The sequence below is a fragment of the Pantoea deleyi genome (assembly GCF_022647325.1).
Classification (GTDB): domain Bacteria; phylum Pseudomonadota; class Gammaproteobacteria; order Enterobacterales; family Enterobacteriaceae; genus Pantoea; species Pantoea deleyi.
Genome location: NZ_CP071405.1, coordinates 118,769 through 135,346, shown reverse-complemented (window position 1 = coordinate 135,346; position 16,578 = coordinate 118,769). Strand labels below are relative to the sequence as shown.

Here is a 16,578-nt window from a genome sequence, read left to right as displayed (position 1 = left end):
AAAAAAAACGCATGTAACACACTCCAGAAGGCGTGCGTGGCTTTTTAGTAAAGCAGGCAGGCCAGCCCGTTCTATAATCGCGACATTCCTGTTTTCATTCTGCTGATTTGGACATGATTTATGACGAGGCAACGCCCTTTCGCAGTGAATACCACGCAGGCGCAGAGAGTGTCATGAGTACTTCTCCTCTGCTGAGTATCATTACCCCGATGTATAACGCGGGCAGCATGTTTGATGTGTTCATGCAGTCACTGCTGGCGCAGACGCTGACCTCGCTGGAAATTATTATCGTCGACGATGGTTCCACCGACGGCTCAGGCGAACGCGCCGATCACTATGCACAGCAGCACTCTCACATTCGTGTTATTCATCAGGAAAACGGGGGCGTGTCGCGGGCGCGCAATGCCGGACTGGCGATAGCGCGCGGGAAATATGTCACCTTCCCGGACGCGGATGATACCCAGCAGCCGGAGATGTATCAGACGCTGGTGACGATGGCCGAGGCGGACGATCTGGATGCGGCGCAGTGCAACGCCGAGTGGTTTTTCAAACACAGCCAGCGGGTAAAGCCGCTGATCCCGCTGGATCGCCTGTGCAGCACGCCGGTGCTGAGCGGTGCCGACTGGCTCAATACCGCGCTGAAAACCCATCGCTATATGCATGTGGTCTGGCTGGGCATCTATCGCCGGGCGCTGATTGAGCAGCATCAGTTGCAGTTTGAGCCTGGCCTGCATCATCAGGATATTCCCTGGACCACCGAGTTTATGCTGCTGGCCAATCGCGTGCGTTATACCGACGCGGTGCTCTATCGCTACTATATGCACGACGCCTCCATCAGCAACCGCAAGCGGACAGGCGCGCGCAACGTTGAATATCAGCGTCACTACCTGAAAATCGCGCGGCTGCTGGAAGAGCTTAATACCCGCTATCGGGACCGCGTAAAAATCTACCCGTCGTTTCACTATCAGGTGACCCATGAGGCGCTGAGCGTGTGCCACAGTGTGAGACGGGAGCCTGATGAACAGGCCCGCCAGGCTATCATCACGGATCTCTTCGCCAGCAAGACGCATCTGCGCATGCTGCGCAATGCCCGGGGCATCAAACAGTGGTATCAGTTACTGCTGTGGCTGGGTCGCCTCTATCGCTGGCGGGCTAAATAACCGCCCAGGCTGGCTTTATCCTAAAAAGCGTTTGCCCTACAATCGGTTCACTGAATTCTGAGAACTCTTGTTTATGGCCAGCCTGACTCCAGCAAACATCTCACCAAAAAATATATTACTGATTAAGCTGCGCCATCATGGTGACATGCTGCTTACCACGCCCGCCATCAATGCGCTGCGGGCGCGGTATCCGCAGGCCAGCATCGATGTGCTGCTCTATCAGGAAACGCGTCCGATGCTGGAAGCCCATCCGGCTATCCGTCATTTGCACGTGATCGATCGTAAATGGAAGCAGGAAGGCACCTGGCGCAAGCTGGGCCATGAACGAGACCTGATCCGCGCCATTCGTGATGCGCAGTATGATCTGGTGATTAATCTGGCCGATCAGTGGCGCGCGGCCCTGATTACCCGGCTCTCCGGGGCGCCCGTTCGCATCGGGTTCGCCTTTAAAAAGCGGGATAACGCCCTGTGGCGATGGTGCCATAACCGCCTGGTGCCCACGCACAATCACAGCAAACTGCACACCGTTGAGCAGAATATGTCGGCGCTGGCGCCCCTGGGCATCAGCAGCGACGGCGCACGCGTGTCGATGCACTACAGCGAGGCAGACCGGCAGATCGTACAGGCCCGCCTGGCGGAACACCGGGTGACCGGCTCCTATATCGTGGTGCAGCCGACCTCGCGCTGGGGCTTCAAATGCTGGGAAGAGGAGAGCGTGGCCGCCACGATCGAACAACTGGCGCAGCCCGGCCGTAAGGTCGTGCTGACCGCCGGACCGGACAAGCAGGAGCTGGCCATGATTAACCGCATCCGGGCGCTCTGTGCGTCGCCGGACGTGGTGTCGCTGGCGGGCCAGTTCACGCTGCCGCAGCTGGCCGCGCTGATTGAGCACGCCCGGCTGTTTATGGGTGTCGACTCCGCTCCGATGCACATGGCCGCCGCGCTGAAAACGCCCTGCATTGCGCTGTTTGGCCCGACCAAACTGCAGCACTGGCGGCCCTGGGGCGACAACAATCACGTCATCTGGGCGGGCGATTATGGCCCGCTGCCCTCACCCGATTCTATCGACACCCGCACTGACCAGCGCTATCTGTCGGCGATCCCGGTGAAGGATGTAGTCGCGGCCGCAAGGAGTTACCTGAATGAGTAAGTTACGGCTGGCGATCGTCCGGCAGAAATACCGGCCGGATGGCGGCGCCGAGCGGTTTATCTCACGCGCGCTGGAGGCGCTGGGTAGCGAACAGCTCGACCTCAACATCATTACCCGCAGCTGGCAGGGCACGCCAAACCCTGACTGGCATCTGCATATCTGCAACCCGGCAAAGCTGGGCCGCATCTCCCGAGAACGCGGTTTTGCCCGCGCGGCCCGCGCCTGCTGGGAGCGGGAGCAGTTCGATATTGTGCAGAGCCATGAGCGCATCGCGGGCTGTGACATTTTCCGCGCCGGGGATGGCGTTCATCGCGTCTGGCTGGAACAGCGCGCCCGCATCGTCTCGCCCTGGCAGCGGCTGAGTGCGGCACTCAGTCCCTATCACCGCTACGTTCTGCAGGCGGAAGCGGAGATGTTTAACTCGCCGACGCTGAAAGCGGTGATCTGCAATTCGGAGATGGTGAAGCGCGATATCCTGCGCTGTTTCTCGCTTGATGCCGGCAGGATCCATGTGATTCACAACGCCATCGACGCCAGCCGTTTTCAGCCCGCTACGGAAGCGGCGCGTCAGGCGAGCCGCCAGCAGCTGGCGCTGCCCGCTGACGCCACCGTACTGATTTATGTCGGCTCCGGCTTTGAACGTAAAGGGCTGAAAGCGGCGATTCAGGCGCTGGCCGCCAGCGATCGCTATCTGATTGTGGTGGGTCAGGACAAGCAACAGTCACGCTATCAGCAGCTGGCCAGGCAGCTGAACTGCCTGGATCGGCTGCGCTTTGTCGGCGTCCGGCAGGATGTGCAGCCGTTCTATCACGCGGCGGATGGCCTGCTGCTGCCCACGCTCTACGACCCCTTCCCGAATGTGGTGCTGGAGGCGATGGCCTGCGGCTTGCCGGTGATTACCAGCACCGGCTGCGGTGGCGCCGAATTCATTACCGCAGGTCAGGAAGGCTTCGTCTGTGATGCGTTGGATATCAACGGGTTAAATCAGGCGGTGAACGCCATATCGGCACTTTCCCGCGATTCACGCATGGGCGACGCCGCACGGCGCAAAATTGAACCTTACGGCCCGTCGCGACTGGCGCAGGCGCTGACGTCGCTTTATCAGCAGGTACTGAGCGGCAACTGACAATCCGGGATGAGTGCATGCAGGGTTTCTGATAACATGCCGCCATCCGATTTTAATCTTTTTTCAGACGCGAACCTGCTGTAACGGTAACTATGACGACCATTTACACCGCACTGCTCTACTTAATTCAGCCACTGATCTGGCTGCGCCTGTGGCTGCGCGGTCGTAAAGCGCCGGCCTATCGCAAACGCTGGGCAGAACGCTATGGCTATTGCACCGGCAAAGTCGCGCCCGATGGCATCGTGCTGCACTCGGTCTCTGTGGGGGAAACCCTGGCCGCGATTCCGCTGGTGCGCGCGCTGCGTCATCGTTATCCGACCCTGCCGATTACCGTCACCACCATGACGCCGACCGGCTCCGAGCGGGCACAATCCGCGTTTGGCAAAGATGTTCACCATGTCTATCTGCCCTACGATCTGCCGGGGTCGATCAATCGTTTTCTGGATACGGTCAACCCCAGGCTGGTGATCATCATGGAAACCGAGCTGTGGCCGAACATCATCCGCATACTGCACCAGCGTAATATTCCGCTGGTGATCGCCAACGCCCGCCTCTCCGCCCGCTCGGCCAAAGGCTATCGCAAACTGGGCAAATTTATGCGCCGGCTGCTGCAGAGCATCACGCTGATCGCCGCACAGAACGCCGAAGATGGCGACCGCTTCCTGGGGCTGGGGCTGAAACGGTCCCAGCTGGCGATTACCGGCAGCCTGAAGTTTGATATTTCCGTCACGCCAGAGCTGGCCGCCCGCGCCGTAACGCTGCGCCGTCAGTGGGCGCCGCGCCGTCCGGTCTGGATTGCCACCAGCACGCACGAAGGCGAAGAAGCTATCGTGCTGGATGCGCATCGTCGCCTGCTGCAGACCTTCCCGGATCTGTTGCTGATCCTGGTTCCCCGTCATCCTGAGCGCTTTAACGATGCCCGCGAACTGACGCAGGAACGTGGCTTTAGTTTTATCCTGCGCAGCAGCGGCGAGATCCCGTCCGGTGCGACCCAGGTGGTTATCGGCGACTCGATGGGTGAACTGATGCTGCTTTACGGCATTGCAGATCTGGCCTTTGTCGGCGGCAGCCTGGTGGAACGGGGCGGCCACAACCCGCTGGAACCGGCCGCACATGCCCTTCCGGTGCTGATGGGCCCGCACATCTGGAACTTCAAAGACATCTGCGGCAAGCTGCAGGAGGGCCAGGGGCTGATCACCGTGACCGACGTGGTGTCGCTGGAAAAAGAGGTCACCAATCTGTTGCAGGATGATGATTATCGCCGCTACTACGGACGTCACGCGGTAGAGGTGCTGCATCAGAATCAGGGCGCGCTGCAGCGCCTGCTACAGTTACTCGAACCCCATCTGCCACCGCGAGCCCACTAATGTCTGTACGCCAGCGTCTTTCCGTAGTGATGATCACCAAAAATGAAGCCGGGCTGCTGCCTGATTGCCTGGCCTCGGTCAGCTGGGCCGATGAAATTATCGTGCTGGACTCCGGCAGTGATGACGGCAGCACTGACATTGCGACCCGGGCGGGCGCACAGGTCTACCGGAATGCTGACTGGCAGGGCTACGGCATCCAGCGCCAGCGCGCACAGGACTATGCCACCGGCGATATGATTCTGATGATCGATGCGGATGAGCGCGTCTCACCGGAACTGCGCGCCGCGATTGAGCAGGTGCTGACTGCGCCACCCGGCCGGACGATTTACAGCCTGGGCCGCAGCAATCTGTTTCTCGGACGCTTTATGCGGCACAGCGGCTGGTATCCTGACCGCGTGCTGCGGCTCTATCCGCGTACCTTCCGCTACAATGACAATCTGGTGCATGAATCGCTGCAGAGCGAGGGCGCACCGGTCGTGGCATTGCCCGGTGACCTGCAGCATCTGACCTGCCGCGATCTGGTCGCTTTCCAGCGCAAGCAGCTGGCCTATGCCGAAGCCTGGGCAACGGAACGCCATCAGCGCGGTAAAGGATGCAGCCTCTTTTCCGTGTTCAGCCATACGCTGGGCGCATTTGTGAAAACGCTGGTGCTGCGTGCCGGTTTTCTCGACGGAAAGCAGGGCTGGATTCTGGCGGTGGTCAACGCGCAGTATACCTTCAATAAATATTCAGCCCTCTGGGCGCTGAATCAAGCTTCGGCAAAAGGGCGAGTATGACCACAAAAGCCATCTATCCCGGTACCTTTGATCCCGTTACGCTCGGGCACCTCGATATCGTGACGCGCGCCGCGCTGATGTTTGATCAGGTGATCCTGGCCGTTGCTGCCAGTCCCGGTAAAAAACCGATGTTCAGTCTGGATGAGCGCGTGGCGCTGGCCAGCGAGGTCGTGCGTCATCTGCCCAACGTCAACGTCGTCGGCTTCAGCGATCTGATGGCGAATTTTGCCCGTGAACAGCAGGCTAATGTGCTGGTGCGGGGGCTGCGTGCGGTGTCCGACTTTGAATATGAAATGCAGCTGGCGCAGATGAATCGTCATCTGCTGCCGACGCTGGAGAGTGTTTTCCTGATGCCGTCCGAAGGCTTCTCGTTTGTCTCGTCGTCGCTGGTCAAAGAGGTGGCACGTCACGGCGGCGATGTCACCGCCTTCCTGCCCGCCTCTGTCCATCAGGCCTTGCTGGCTAAACTGGCTTAATGCTGACAGCGGGGGCACCAGTAAGTGCTGCGCTGCCCGTGCCTGCCGCTGATAATCGGTGTACCGCAGACGCGGCAGGGTTCACCGGCCCGATCGTAGACCTGCAGCTGCTGCGCAAAATAGCCTGGCTTGCCGTCGCTCTGAAGGAAGTCACGCAGCGTGGTGCCGCCCTGCTCGATAGAGCGTAACAGCACCGCTTTAATGGTATTGACCAGCAACTCCGCTTCGGCCTGCGACAGGCTGCCGGCGGCACGATCGGGAAGGATCCCGGCGGTAAACAGCGACTCGCTGGCGTAAATGTTGCCCACGCCCACCACCACTTTGTTGTCCATCAGCCACGGCTTAATCAGCGTTCGCTTGCCGCGCGACTTCTCAAACAGGTAATCCCCGTCAAACTGGCTGCTCAGCGGCTCAGGGCCGAGATGTGCCAGCACGCTGCTGCCCGCCAGATCGCTGCTCCAGAGCCAGGCCCCGAAACGGCGTGGATCGGTGTAGCGCAGCACTTTGCCGTTGCTCATAACCAGATCGACATGGTCATGCTTAGCGGCAGGCAGTTCTTCAGACAGCACCCGCAGGCTGCCCGACATGCCAAGGTGGATGATGATCCAGCCATGCGGCAGCTCCAGCAGCAGATACTTTGCCCGGCGCTGCACGCTGAGCACCGGCTGATCGCTCAGCGCCAGAATCTCCTGCGAAACAGGCCAGCGCAGACGTGAATTACGCACCACGGCGTGAAGGATGGTTTCACCGACCAAATGCGGCTCGATACCGCGACGGCTGGTTTCAACCTCTGGCAACTCTGGCATACCCTCTCCTCAGCGTTTTACACAAACAAAAAACCCGGCCGGAGCCGGGTTTTTAGCAGAACACTAAAATTACTTAATTTTAGCTTCTTTGTAGATCACATGCTGACGTACAACCGGATCGAACTTTTTCAGTTCCAGCTTCTCTGGTTTAGTACGCTTGTTCTTCGTGGTGGTATAGAAGTGACCTGTACCAGCAGAGGAAACCAGCTTGATCTTCTCACGAATACCTTTAGCCATGATTCAGTTCCTTAGTACTTCTCACCACGGGCACGCATGTCGGCTAATACCGTATCAATGCCCTTTTTATCAATAATACGCATACCTTTAACAGATACACGCAGACTAACGAAGCGCTTCTCGCTCTCAACCCAAAAACGGTGTGAGTGCAGGTTCGGAAGGAAACGGCGTTTCGTCGCGTTCATTGCGTGGGAACGGTTGTTACCGGTCACCGGACGCTTTCCAGTTACCTGGCAGACTCGTGACATGTCTATTCTCCAAAAATCAAATCAGCTCGAGCTTTAAAAATTAGGTTTTGGCCGCCTCGTCAGGCTTGCAGCCCGCCAGGCGAGTTCCATGGAACCCGCTAAGCTGGCCTAACCGCCAAACCCGAGATTCTCAAAGGTGGCGTAGTATACGCCGCTCAGCCCAAGTGCTCAAGTCCCGAACAGATAAAGATCCCGAATGATCGGGCAAAAAGCCGCCACCTGGCGCGAAAATTCCCGCTGTCAGAGCCATCCGCGCTCGGCGAAAGAGACATATTCGCCATGGCCTATCACCAGATGATCCAGCAGACGGATGTCGAGAAGCTGGCAGGCTTCGCTGATTTTATGGGTGACTTCGCGGTCTGCCCGGCTCGGTTCGGCCACGCCCGATGGATGATTATGCGCCAGGATCAGGGCGGCGGCATTGAGCTTCAGCGCTTCCCGGACAATCTCGCGCGGGTGAACCTCGACGCTGTTGATGGATCCCGAGAACATATTCTGTGCCCGCATCACCCGGTGCTGATTATCCAGAAACAGCGCCATAAAGATCTCGCGTTCCTGATCGGCCAGCAGACTTTGCAGGTACTGGCGCGTAATCTGCGGATTTTCCATCACGCTTTCGCGGGCCAGTTTACTGGCGAAGAAGCGTTTCGCCAGTTCGGCAATCGCATGCAGCTGCGCCAGCTTGGCATCGCCGACGCCTTTGATACCGCTGAACGCCGTTTTGCCCGACGTCATTAGCTGATACAGCGAACCAAATTCCTGCAACATCTGGTCAGCCAGCGCAATGACATTCTGCCCTGGCGAGCCAGTACGAAGAAAGATGGCCAGAAGTTCGGTATCGCTGAGCGAATGCGCGCCCAGCCTCTGCAGTTTTTCCCGTGGTCCGCTTATTTTCATATCTGCTCTCCCTGAGATGCGCATCAGCATGGCCTGTCCGGATGCGGACCGCCAGACGTGGCGACACAATCTACGAGGCGGCTCGCAAACGCAGCCTGTGAAAAGGCGTATCCGCGCTTTTGTGATAAAGTCCGTGCATTCGCCGCCACGAGCGGCTGAGAGCTTAGTGAGGCCAACATCATGATGGGATTAGCCGGCAAAAAAATTCTTCTTGGCGTCAGCGGCGGTATCGCTGCTTACAAAGCACCTGAACTGGTGCGCCGCCTGCGCGACCGCGGCGCGGATGTCCGCGTGATGATGACGGAGGGCGCGAAGGCGTTTATTACCCCGCTCAGTCTGCAGGCCGTGTCCGGCTATCCGGTCTTTGACGACCTGCTTGATCCCGCCGCGGAAGCGGCGATGGGCCATATCGAGCTGGCAAAATGGGCCGACCTGATTGTGCTGGCGCCAGCCACTGCCGACCTGATTGCCCGGATCACCGCCGGTATGGCAAACGATCTGGTGACGACCGCCGTCTTAGCGACGGCCTCGCCCGTGGCGGTGGTGCCCGCCATGAATCAGCAGATGTATCGCGCGGCGGTCACGCAGCAGAATCTGCAGCGCCTGGCGGCGCGTGGCGTGCTGATCTGGGGTCCGGACAGCGGCAGCCAGGCCTGCGGTGATGTGGGTCCAGGCCGGATGCTCGATCCGCTGGCGATTGTTGACCATGCGGTGCAGTGGGCCGCCCCCGTCAACGATCTGCAACATCTCAACATTATGATAACCGCCGGTCCGACCCGCGAGGCGCTGGACCCGGTGCGCTACATCAGCAATCACAGCTCAGGCAAAATGGGCTTTGCGATCGCCGCCGCCGCCGCCAGACGCGGCGCGCAGGTAACCCTGGTCAGCGGCCCGGTCACCCTGCCTGCGCCTGCGGGCGTGCGCCGTATCGATGTCACTAGCGCGCTGGAGATGCAGGCCGCCGTGATGGGCGAGATAGACAAACAACATATTTTCATTGCAAGCGCAGCCGTGGCAGACTACCGGGCGGCCGATATTGCGGCCGATAAAATCAAGAAACAGGGCGGCGATGATACCGTCACGCTGAACCTGATAAAGAATCCCGATATTGTTGCTGGCGTCGCCGCCCTTCAGGAAAACCGGCCATTCGTTGTCGGATTTGCGGCTGAAACACAGAATGTGGAAGAATACGCCCGGCAAAAACGGGTGCGCAAGAATCTGGATCTGATCTGCGCTAACGACGTCGCTAAAACCGGACAGGGGTTTAATAGCGATACCAATGCTCTTCACCTTTTTTGGCAGGATGGAGAAAAACGCTTACCGCTCAGCGATAAGTCGCTCCTTGGCCAACAATTAATAGACGAGATTGTCAGCCGTTATGATGAAAAAAATAGACGTTAAAATCCTGGATCCGCGTGTCGGCAAAGCGTTTCCCCTGCCGACTTACGCCACCTCAGGTTCTGCCGGGTTAGATTTACGCGCATGCATTGATGATGTTCTCGATATCGCGCCAGGCACCACGACGCTGGTGCCGACCGGCCTGGCGATTCATATCGCCGATCCTGAACTGGCTGCGGTAATCCTGCCGCGCTCAGGTCTGGGCCACAAACATGGGATTGTGCTGGGCAATCTGGTGGGCCTGATCGACTCCGATTATCAGGGACAACTGATGGTCTCGGTCTGGAATCGCGGTCAGGAGAGCTTCTCGCTGCAGCCTGGCGACCGCATGGCACAACTGGTCTTCGTGCCCGTGGTGCAGGCGGAATTTAACCTGGTAGACGATTTCGACGCCAGCCTGCGCGGTGAAGGCGGCTTTGGCCACTCAGGTCGCCAGTAACCCGCAATACCGACTTTCACTTACGCCCGTTATTTTTCCTCATCGCCATGGGACGCGTTCCTGTGGCAGATGCGTAGGTGTTGCCTGTTTTTAGGTAAATTTCAGGGGTTTTTAAGGTCATGGCAGAAAAAAAAGTCGCGAAACGGAATCGTCGCGAAGAGATTTTGCAGGCACTGGCGCAGATGCTGGAGTCCGGTGATGGCAGTCAGCGCATTACCACCGCTAAACTGGCGGCTACGGTAGGCGTATCCGAAGCGGCGCTCTATCGTCACTTCCCCAGCAAGACCCGGATGTTCGATAGCCTGATTGAGTTTATTGAAGACAGTCTGATTACCCGCATCAATCTGATCCTCAAGGATGAAAAAGAGACCATGACGCGTCTGCGTCTGATCGTCCAATTGATTCTGGGATTTGGTGAGCGTAATCCGGGACTGACCCGCATTCTGACCGGCCATGCACTGATGTTTGAGCAGGATCGCCTGCAGGGCCGCATCAATCAGCTGTTTGAGCGGATTGAAGTGCAGCTGCGACAGGTCATGCGTGAACGCAGGATGCGGGAAGGGGAAGCATTTCAGGCTGATGAGGCGCTGCTGGCCAGTCAGCTGCTGGCTTTCTGTGAAGGTTTACTGTCGCGCTATGTCCGTTCTGAGTTTCGCTTCAGCCCGACCGCAGACTTTGAGGCACGCTGGCCGCTGATCGCCGTTCAGCTCGCCTGACGGTTAAAAAAGGCGGGCGTCATGCCCGCCTCGATTAAATCCCGTATGCCTTCTGATAAGCCCGCACCTGCGCCAGGTGATCGGCCATCTCCGGCTTCTCTTCCAGCCAGGTAATCAGATCGGCCAGCGTGATAATCGCGGTCACTTTGCAGCCGTAATCGCGTTCCACTTCCTGAATCGCCGACATTTCTCCGCGTCCGCGCTCCTGACGATCCAGCGACACCAGCACACCGGCCAGCGTGGCGTTGTGCGCGCCGATAATGTCCATCGACTCACGAATCGCCGTACCGGCGGTGATGACGTCATCCACCAGCATCACTTTGCCCTGCAGGGGGCTGCCCACCAGCAGGCCGCCTTCGCCGTGATCTTTGGCTTCTTTACGGTTAAAGCAGTAAGGCACGTCGCGGTCATGATGATCCGCCAGCGCCACCGCCGTGGTGGTCGCAATCGGAATGCCTTTGTAAGCCGGACCGAACAGCAGATCGAAATCGACCGCGCCATCGACCAGCGCCTGCGCGTAGAAGCGTCCCAGCAGCGCTAAATCCCGTCCGCTGTTAAACAGGCCGGCATTAAAGAAATAGGGGCTTTTACGCCCGGACTTCAAAGTGAACTCACCGAACTTCAGCACCTGCTTGTTCAGGGCGAATTCAATAAACTGACGCTGCCAGGCTTTCATTTCTCACTCCTCAAATAAAGAAAAGGCGACTCTGTGGTCGCCTGTTACATCAATTTTCCAGCGCCGCTTTCTGCGCCTGAATCAATTCTTCAATGCCGCCGCGCGCCAGTGCCAGCAGCGTCAGCAGTTCGTCGTGGCTGAAGGGTTCGCCTTCCGCGGTGCCCTGCACCTCGATCATGCGGCCATCTTCCATCATCACGACGTTCATGTCGGTTTCGGCGGCAGAATCTTCAACGTATTCCAGATCGCAGAGGGCTTCGCCCCTGACGATGCCCACGGAAATCGCCGCGACCATCCCCTTCATCGGGTTCGCTTTCAGCTTGCCGCTGGCAACCAGCTTGTTCAGTGCATCGGCCAGCGCCACACAGGCACCGGTGATGGAGGCGGTGCGGGTGCCGCCATCGGCCTGGATCACGTCGCAGTCGAGCGTAATCGTGAACTCACCCAGCGCCTTCAGATCGACGGCGGCGCGCAGTGAACGGGCGATCAGACGCTGGATCTCCAGCGTGCGGCCACCCTGCTTGCCTTTTGCCGCTTCACGCGCCATACGGCTGTGGGTCGAGCGCGGCAGCATGCCATATTCGGCCGTGACCCAACCCTGGCCCTGGCCTTTCAGGAAACGCGGAACCCCTTCGTCTACGGAGGCAGTGCAGAGCACTTTCGTTTCGCCGAACTCCACCAGAACGGAACCCTCTGCGTGTTTGGTGTAATTGCGGGTCAATGTGACTGGACGCACCTGTTGTGCGCTACGGCCTGCTGGACGCATGGGTATTCTCCGGCTTGCTAATGATTGGCTGCGCATTATACGGACTTCCTTGCCCGCTGTCTCTTGCGCCGGTCTGGGACAGGCATCAGATGAAATTCCCCGCCAGCTGTGGCTAAATGCGCGTTCCTTTCTCTCTGATAAAAACACATATGGCCGCCATTCTTCATTTTCTGCTGGCGCTGGTGGTGATTTTCGCCCTTGCGCTGCTCGTCAGTCATGACCGTAAACAGATTCGCCTGCGCTTTATTATTCAACTGATTGTGGTGGAAGCCGCACTGGGTTGGTTCTTCCTTCACTCCGCCGGTGGTCTGGCGCTGGTGGGATCGTTCGCCGGTTTCTTTGAAACGCTGCTGGGCTTTGCCGCACAGGGCACAGAGTTTGTGTTTGGCGGCATGAGCAAACAGGGGCTGGCCTTTATTTTCCTCGGCGTGCTCTGTCCGATTGTCTTTATTTCGGCGCTGATCGGTATCCTGCAGCACTGGCGTATCCTGCCGCTACTGATCCGTCTTTTCGGGTCGCTGCTGTCGAAGATTAACGGCATGGGCAAGCTGGAGTCGTTTAACGCCGTCAGCACGCTGATTCTGGGTCAGTCTGAAAACTTCATCGCCTACAAAGGGATTCTGGGCGACATCCCGCCGCGCCGCCTCTACACCATGGCGGCAACCGCGATGTCGACCGTGTCGCTGTCGATTGTCGGTGCGTATATGTCGATGATTGAACCGAAGTATGTGGTTGCGGCGCTGCTGCTTAACATGTTCAGCACCTTTATTATCCTGTCGATCATCAACCCGATGACCCGCCAGGAAGAGCAGCCTATCGCGCTGGAAAAACTGCATGAAGATCAGAGTTTCTTTGAGATGCTGGGTGAGTACATCCTGGCCGGTTTCAAAGTGGCGATGATCATTCTGGCTATGCTGATTGGTTTTATTGCCCTGATCGCCGCCGTTAACGCGCTGTTTGCCGCCCTGTTCGGCTACAGTTTCCAGCAGCTGCTCGGCTATCTGTTCTATCCCCTGGCCTGGCTGGTTGGGATCCCTAAAGCCGATGCCCTGCAGGCGGCCAGCATTATGGCTACCAAGCTGGTGGCCAATGAGTTTGTGGCGATGATTGAGTTGCAGAAGGTCGCGGCGGGCATGAGCGCGCGCGGACTGGGCATCCTGTCGGTCTTCCTGGTCTCCTTTGCTAACTTTGCCTCCATCGGCATCGTCGCGGGCGCCATCAAAGGCCTGAATGAGAAACAGGGCAATGTGGTGTCCCGTTTTGGCTGGAAGCTGGTGTATGGCTCTACGCTGGTCAGCCTGCTCTCTGCCGCGTTTGCCGGTCTGTTTATCTGACCACTCAACGGGCGGCGACGCTGCCGCCCTTTTCCCATCAGAAACTGACACAGACGGGCGCATCGACCCGCATCACCGACTCCTGACCAAACCGTTTCTTATAAAGGCTGCGTAACGCCTCGATAGCCTGGCTGGTGGCGGGATCGATCCCGTGGATAAGCATTAACGCTTTGCTGTTTTCGCGTGCCAGCTGACCGTTTTCGCCCAGCCACTGCCCTCTGGCGTCGTAGACCGACAGCCCCGATTTGAAGCGCGGCGTAACCTCGTTATCGACAAAGTTCATCCAGTCGAGCGAACTTACCCTGCCGCCATCCGGTTTACTCAGTCCAAACCACAGCGTGGTCTGCATCATCATGTCGCCTCCCGCACAGATGGGTTGCGGTTTCGTGGGCGGCGAGTGGTGGCGCGCCTGGCAGCCCGCCAGCAACAGAGCCATCACAACAGGAAGGGCAATAACGCGAGACATAGATCAGTTATCCTCACAAGGGGTCAGCGGTCATCATAAGTGGCTGCCGCGGAAAGCGGAAATGGTTCGTTATTTTCCTGTGAGGCGCTTATGCCTGTTATGCCGTGGCTCGCCTCGCTATACTTCACTCATCTTTCCGTAAATGAGTACCGCTTATGATCCGCAGTATGACCGCTTATGCCCGCAGCGAAGCCAAAGGCGAATGGGGCAGCGCCGCCTGGGAGCTGCGCTCTGTTAACCAGCGTTATCTGGAAACCTATATCCGTCTGCCGGAACAGTTTCGCGGGCTGGAACCGGTTATCCGTGAGCGCATACGTCAGCGCCTGACGCGCGGTAAAATTGAGTGCCATCTGCGTTATGACGCCGATCCCAGCGCGCAGGGCGAACTGATGCTGAACGAGACTCTGGCTAAACAGCTGGTGCAGGCGGCCAACTGGGTGAAAATGCAGAGCGACGAAGGCGCCATCAATCCGCTGGATATTCTGCGCTGGCCGGGTGTGATGTCCGCGCAGGAGCAGGATCTGGACGCCATCAATACGCAGTTGCTGCAGGCGCTGGATAACGCGCTGAATGATTTTATTGCGGCACGCGAAAGCGAAGGCAGCGCACTGAAAGCGATGATCGAGCAGCGTCTGGAAGGCGTGTCGCAGGAAGTCAGCAAAGTGCGTGCGCAGATGCCTGACGTGATCAAATGGCAGCGTGAGCGCCTGGTCACCAGACTGGAAGAGGCGGACGTTCAGCTGGAAAACAATCGCCTTGAGCAGGAACTGGTGATGATGGCGCAGCGTGTTGACGTCGCCGAAGAGCTGGATCGTCTGGACGCGCATGTGAAAGAAACCTACAACATCCTGAAGAAGAAAGAGGCCGTTGGCCGTCGTCTCGACTTCATGATGCAGGAGTTCAATCGCGAGTCGAACACCCTGGCCTCGAAATCGATCAACGCCGATATCACTGCCTCAGCGATCGAACTGAAAGTGCTGATTGAGCAGATGCGCGAGCAGATTCAGAATATCGAGTAACTCCCTGCCTCACATCCTGAACGAAGCGTCAGCAATGACGCTTCGTTCATCGCCCCCGCATCAGCTTTTAACATTCATTCGCAAATCGCAGCCCGCGTGCACCTGACTGGCCGCATTTTTACGTAAAGATAGATAAATAATCATTTCCGGACTCTTCCTGGCGTCTCATCTGACACGCTTTATCTTCCGGATAATCCTGCTTCAATCTGCTGAAATTTATCTGCTTTTTCTGGTCAGCATCCTTGTCATGCCTTCTGGCGACATCGCTCCATGAAACTGGTCAATCCTGTAGATTCCAGAGTTTCCCTTTCTTTGAAGGCACTTTTTGATAAAGTGCCGGTCGAAATCAGTACAGCTGTACCGCCTGGAGACTATGGAAGTGCTCTTTATGCGTTACGTCCATTTCTCTCATGAAGGTAGTTAATGAAAAACACCGGAAAATTTAGCAGTTCGCTGCTGCATCCGCGTTACTGGTTTACCTGGTTTGGCCTGAGCGTGCTCTGGCTTCTGGTCCAGCTTCCCTATCCTGTTCTTATGCGTCTCGGTGCCGGGGCGGGTAAGATCTCCCGTCATTTTATGCAGCGCCGCGAACGTATCACCCGTCGCAACATTGAACTCTGTTTTCCCGGAATCAGCGAAGAGAAAACGGAAGCGATGATTGCCGGTAACTTTGCGTCGTTAGGCATGGCGCTGGCTGAAACCGGTATCGCCTGGTTCTGGTCTGACCGTGCGGTCAGGCGTCTGTTTAACGTTACCGGCATGGACAATCTCTATGCGGCGCAGAACGAAAAACGCGGCGTGATGCTGATTGGTGTGCATTTTATGTCGCTGGAGCTGGGCGGGCGCATCAGCGGCCTCTGCCAGCCCATGATGGCAATGTATCGTCCGCACAACAATCAGGCGATGGAGTACGTGCAGACCAAGGGTCGGATGCGGTCAAACAAAGCGATGATCGACCGTCGCGACCTGCGCGGCATGGTCAATGCGCTGAAGCAGGGCGAATCAGTCTGGTTTGCGCCGGACCAGGATTACGGCCCGAAAGGCAGCACCTTTGCGCCGCTGTTTGCGGTGGAGAAAGCCGCCACCACCAACGGAACATTTGTCCTGTCGCGTCTGGCGAAGCCGGCGATGGTGCCGATTATGCTGATCCGCAATCCGGACAATCATGGCTACCATCTGATCATCGAAGCGATGCTGGAAAATTACCCTCATACGGATGAGGTCGCGGCGGCGGCTTATATGAATAAGGTGATTGAAAATCAGATCCTGCGCGCGCCCGAACAGTACCTCTGGCTGCATCGCCGTTTCAAAACCCGGCCACCGGGCGAACAGTCGCTCTACGTCTGAGCAAACGCATAAAGCAGGCCTCGCGCCTGCTTTTTTGTTTTTGTCCGCCGCCCACCCTTTTTTCTGTTGGTATCGCCACTCGTGAACGCTTCGCTTCTCTGCCCGTTACCCGGCTGGCATCAGCGCGCAAATTAGGGAATGATGGTGTCTCTTACCTCGTCATTGCCGGATAAT

Annotated in this window: 19 protein-coding genes; 12 read left to right on the top strand and 7 right to left on the bottom strand. The window is 57.9% G+C overall.

The window, feature by feature from the left end; genetic code table 11:
• The first annotated feature begins 173 nt into the window (after window positions 1–173).
• From J1C59_RS00620 to coaD, 6 genes are all read left to right on the top strand, one after another.
• Window positions 174–1,160: a glycosyltransferase gene (locus J1C59_RS00620; RefSeq protein ID WP_242281352.1), complete on the top strand. Its 987-nt coding sequence runs from the start codon at window positions 174–176 to the stop codon at window positions 1,158–1,160.
• A 73-nt stretch (window positions 1,161–1,233) separates the two neighbouring features.
• Window positions 1,234–2,310 carry a putative lipopolysaccharide heptosyltransferase III gene (rfaQ, locus tag J1C59_RS00615; RefSeq protein WP_128084464.1) on the top strand — a complete coding sequence of 359 codons (1,077 nt, stop codon included), beginning with the start codon at window positions 1,234–1,236 and terminating at the stop codon, window positions 2,308–2,310.
• The gene (locus tag J1C59_RS00610) at window positions 2,303–3,436 is read left to right on the top strand and encodes a glycosyltransferase family 4 protein (protein WP_128084463.1); all 1,134 of its coding nucleotides are present in this window, start codon (window positions 2,303–2,305) and stop codon (window positions 3,434–3,436) included. The genes rfaQ and J1C59_RS00610 overlap by 8 nt, the downstream gene beginning before the upstream one ends.
• A gap of 92 nt (window positions 3,437–3,528) precedes the next feature.
• Window positions 3,529–4,803 (top strand): lipid IV(A) 3-deoxy-D-manno-octulosonic acid transferase, encoded by a 1,275-nt coding sequence (waaA, locus tag J1C59_RS00605; RefSeq protein WP_111142157.1) that lies wholly within the window; start codon window positions 3,529–3,531, stop codon window positions 4,801–4,803.
• Window positions 4,803–5,579 (top strand): glycosyltransferase family 2 protein, encoded by a 777-nt coding sequence (locus tag J1C59_RS00600; RefSeq protein WP_128084462.1) that lies wholly within the window; start codon window positions 4,803–4,805, stop codon window positions 5,577–5,579. The genes waaA and J1C59_RS00600 overlap by 1 nt, the downstream gene beginning before the upstream one ends.
• Window positions 5,576–6,055 carry a pantetheine-phosphate adenylyltransferase gene (gene coaD / locus J1C59_RS00595; protein WP_111142159.1) on the top strand — a complete coding sequence of 160 codons (480 nt, stop codon included), beginning with the start codon at window positions 5,576–5,578 and terminating at the stop codon, window positions 6,053–6,055. Before J1C59_RS00600 ends, coaD begins: the two co-directional genes overlap by 4 nt.
• On the opposite strand, the gene mutM is transcribed toward coaD, so the two are convergent.
• From mutM to radC, 4 genes are all read right to left on the bottom strand, one after another.
• The gene (gene mutM / locus J1C59_RS00590; RefSeq protein ID WP_128084461.1) at window positions 6,052–6,861 is read right to left on the bottom strand and encodes a bifunctional DNA-formamidopyrimidine glycosylase/DNA-(apurinic or apyrimidinic site) lyase; all 810 of its coding nucleotides are present in this window, start codon (window positions 6,859–6,861) and stop codon (window positions 6,052–6,054) included. The two genes, coaD and mutM, sit on opposite strands and share 4 nt — an antisense overlap.
• Before the next feature lie 69 nt (window positions 6,862–6,930).
• Window positions 6,931–7,098, bottom strand: a complete 168-nt coding sequence (gene rpmG / locus J1C59_RS00585) for a 50S ribosomal protein L33 (RefSeq protein WP_001051798.1) — start codon at window positions 7,096–7,098, stop codon at window positions 6,931–6,933.
• 11 nt (window positions 7,099–7,109) lie between these two features.
• The gene (rpmB, locus tag J1C59_RS00580) at window positions 7,110–7,346 is read right to left on the bottom strand and encodes a 50S ribosomal protein L28 (RefSeq protein ID WP_111141478.1); all 237 of its coding nucleotides are present in this window, start codon (window positions 7,344–7,346) and stop codon (window positions 7,110–7,112) included.
• A 240-nt stretch (window positions 7,347–7,586) separates the two neighbouring features.
• Entirely contained in the window at window positions 7,587–8,243 is a 657-nt protein-coding gene (gene radC, locus J1C59_RS00575; RefSeq protein WP_128084460.1) for a RadC family protein, read from the bottom strand.
• A 180-nt stretch (window positions 8,244–8,423) separates the two neighbouring features.
• On the opposite strand from radC, the gene coaBC reads away from it, so the two are divergent.
• The 3 genes from coaBC (at window position 8,424) to slmA (ending at window position 10,796) form a co-directional block, all read left to right on the top strand.
• On the top strand, window positions 8,424–9,644 hold the full coding sequence (coaBC, locus tag J1C59_RS00570; protein ID WP_140917005.1) for a bifunctional phosphopantothenoylcysteine decarboxylase/phosphopantothenate--cysteine ligase CoaBC: 1,221 nt from the start codon (window positions 8,424–8,426) through the stop codon (window positions 9,642–9,644).
• Entirely contained in the window at window positions 9,622–10,080 is a 459-nt protein-coding gene (gene dut, locus J1C59_RS00565; RefSeq protein ID WP_128084993.1) for a dUTP diphosphatase, read from the top strand. Before coaBC ends, dut begins: the two co-directional genes overlap by 23 nt.
• A gap of 119 nt (window positions 10,081–10,199) precedes the next feature.
• Complete coding sequence (gene slmA / locus J1C59_RS00560) at window positions 10,200–10,796, top strand: nucleoid occlusion factor SlmA (protein ID WP_128084994.1); 597 nt, start codon at window positions 10,200–10,202, stop codon at window positions 10,794–10,796.
• Between the two features lie 34 nt (window positions 10,797–10,830).
• On the opposite strand, the gene pyrE is transcribed toward slmA, so the two are convergent.
• Both pyrE and rph read right to left on the bottom strand, forming a co-directional pair.
• On the bottom strand, window positions 10,831–11,472 hold the full coding sequence (pyrE, locus tag J1C59_RS00555) for an orotate phosphoribosyltransferase (RefSeq protein ID WP_111141473.1): 642 nt from the start codon (window positions 11,470–11,472) through the stop codon (window positions 10,831–10,833).
• Between the two features lie 49 nt (window positions 11,473–11,521).
• Window positions 11,522–12,238: a ribonuclease PH gene (gene rph / locus J1C59_RS00550; protein ID WP_111141472.1), complete on the bottom strand. Its 717-nt coding sequence runs from the start codon at window positions 12,236–12,238 to the stop codon at window positions 11,522–11,524.
• A 149-nt stretch (window positions 12,239–12,387) separates the two neighbouring features.
• On the opposite strand from rph, the gene J1C59_RS00545 reads away from it, so the two are divergent.
• On the top strand, window positions 12,388–13,572 hold the full coding sequence (locus J1C59_RS00545) for a NupC/NupG family nucleoside CNT transporter (RefSeq protein WP_128084995.1): 1,185 nt from the start codon (window positions 12,388–12,390) through the stop codon (window positions 13,570–13,572).
• 37 nt (window positions 13,573–13,609) lie between these two features.
• Here J1C59_RS00545 and J1C59_RS00540 read toward each other — a convergent pair whose 3' ends face one another.
• Window positions 13,610–14,038 (bottom strand): DUF3574 domain-containing protein, encoded by a 429-nt coding sequence (locus J1C59_RS00540; RefSeq protein WP_128084996.1) that lies wholly within the window; start codon window positions 14,036–14,038, stop codon window positions 13,610–13,612.
• A 155-nt stretch (window positions 14,039–14,193) separates the two neighbouring features.
• On the opposite strand from J1C59_RS00540, the gene J1C59_RS00535 reads away from it, so the two are divergent.
• The gene (locus J1C59_RS00535) at window positions 14,194–15,057 is read left to right on the top strand and encodes a YicC/YloC family endoribonuclease (protein WP_128084997.1); all 864 of its coding nucleotides are present in this window, start codon (window positions 14,194–14,196) and stop codon (window positions 15,055–15,057) included.
• 423 nt (window positions 15,058–15,480) lie between these two features.
• Complete coding sequence (gene lpxP, locus J1C59_RS00530; RefSeq protein ID WP_111141256.1) at window positions 15,481–16,404, top strand: kdo(2)-lipid IV(A) palmitoleoyltransferase; 924 nt, start codon at window positions 15,481–15,483, stop codon at window positions 16,402–16,404.
• Window positions 16,405–16,578: the final 174 nt, after the last annotated feature.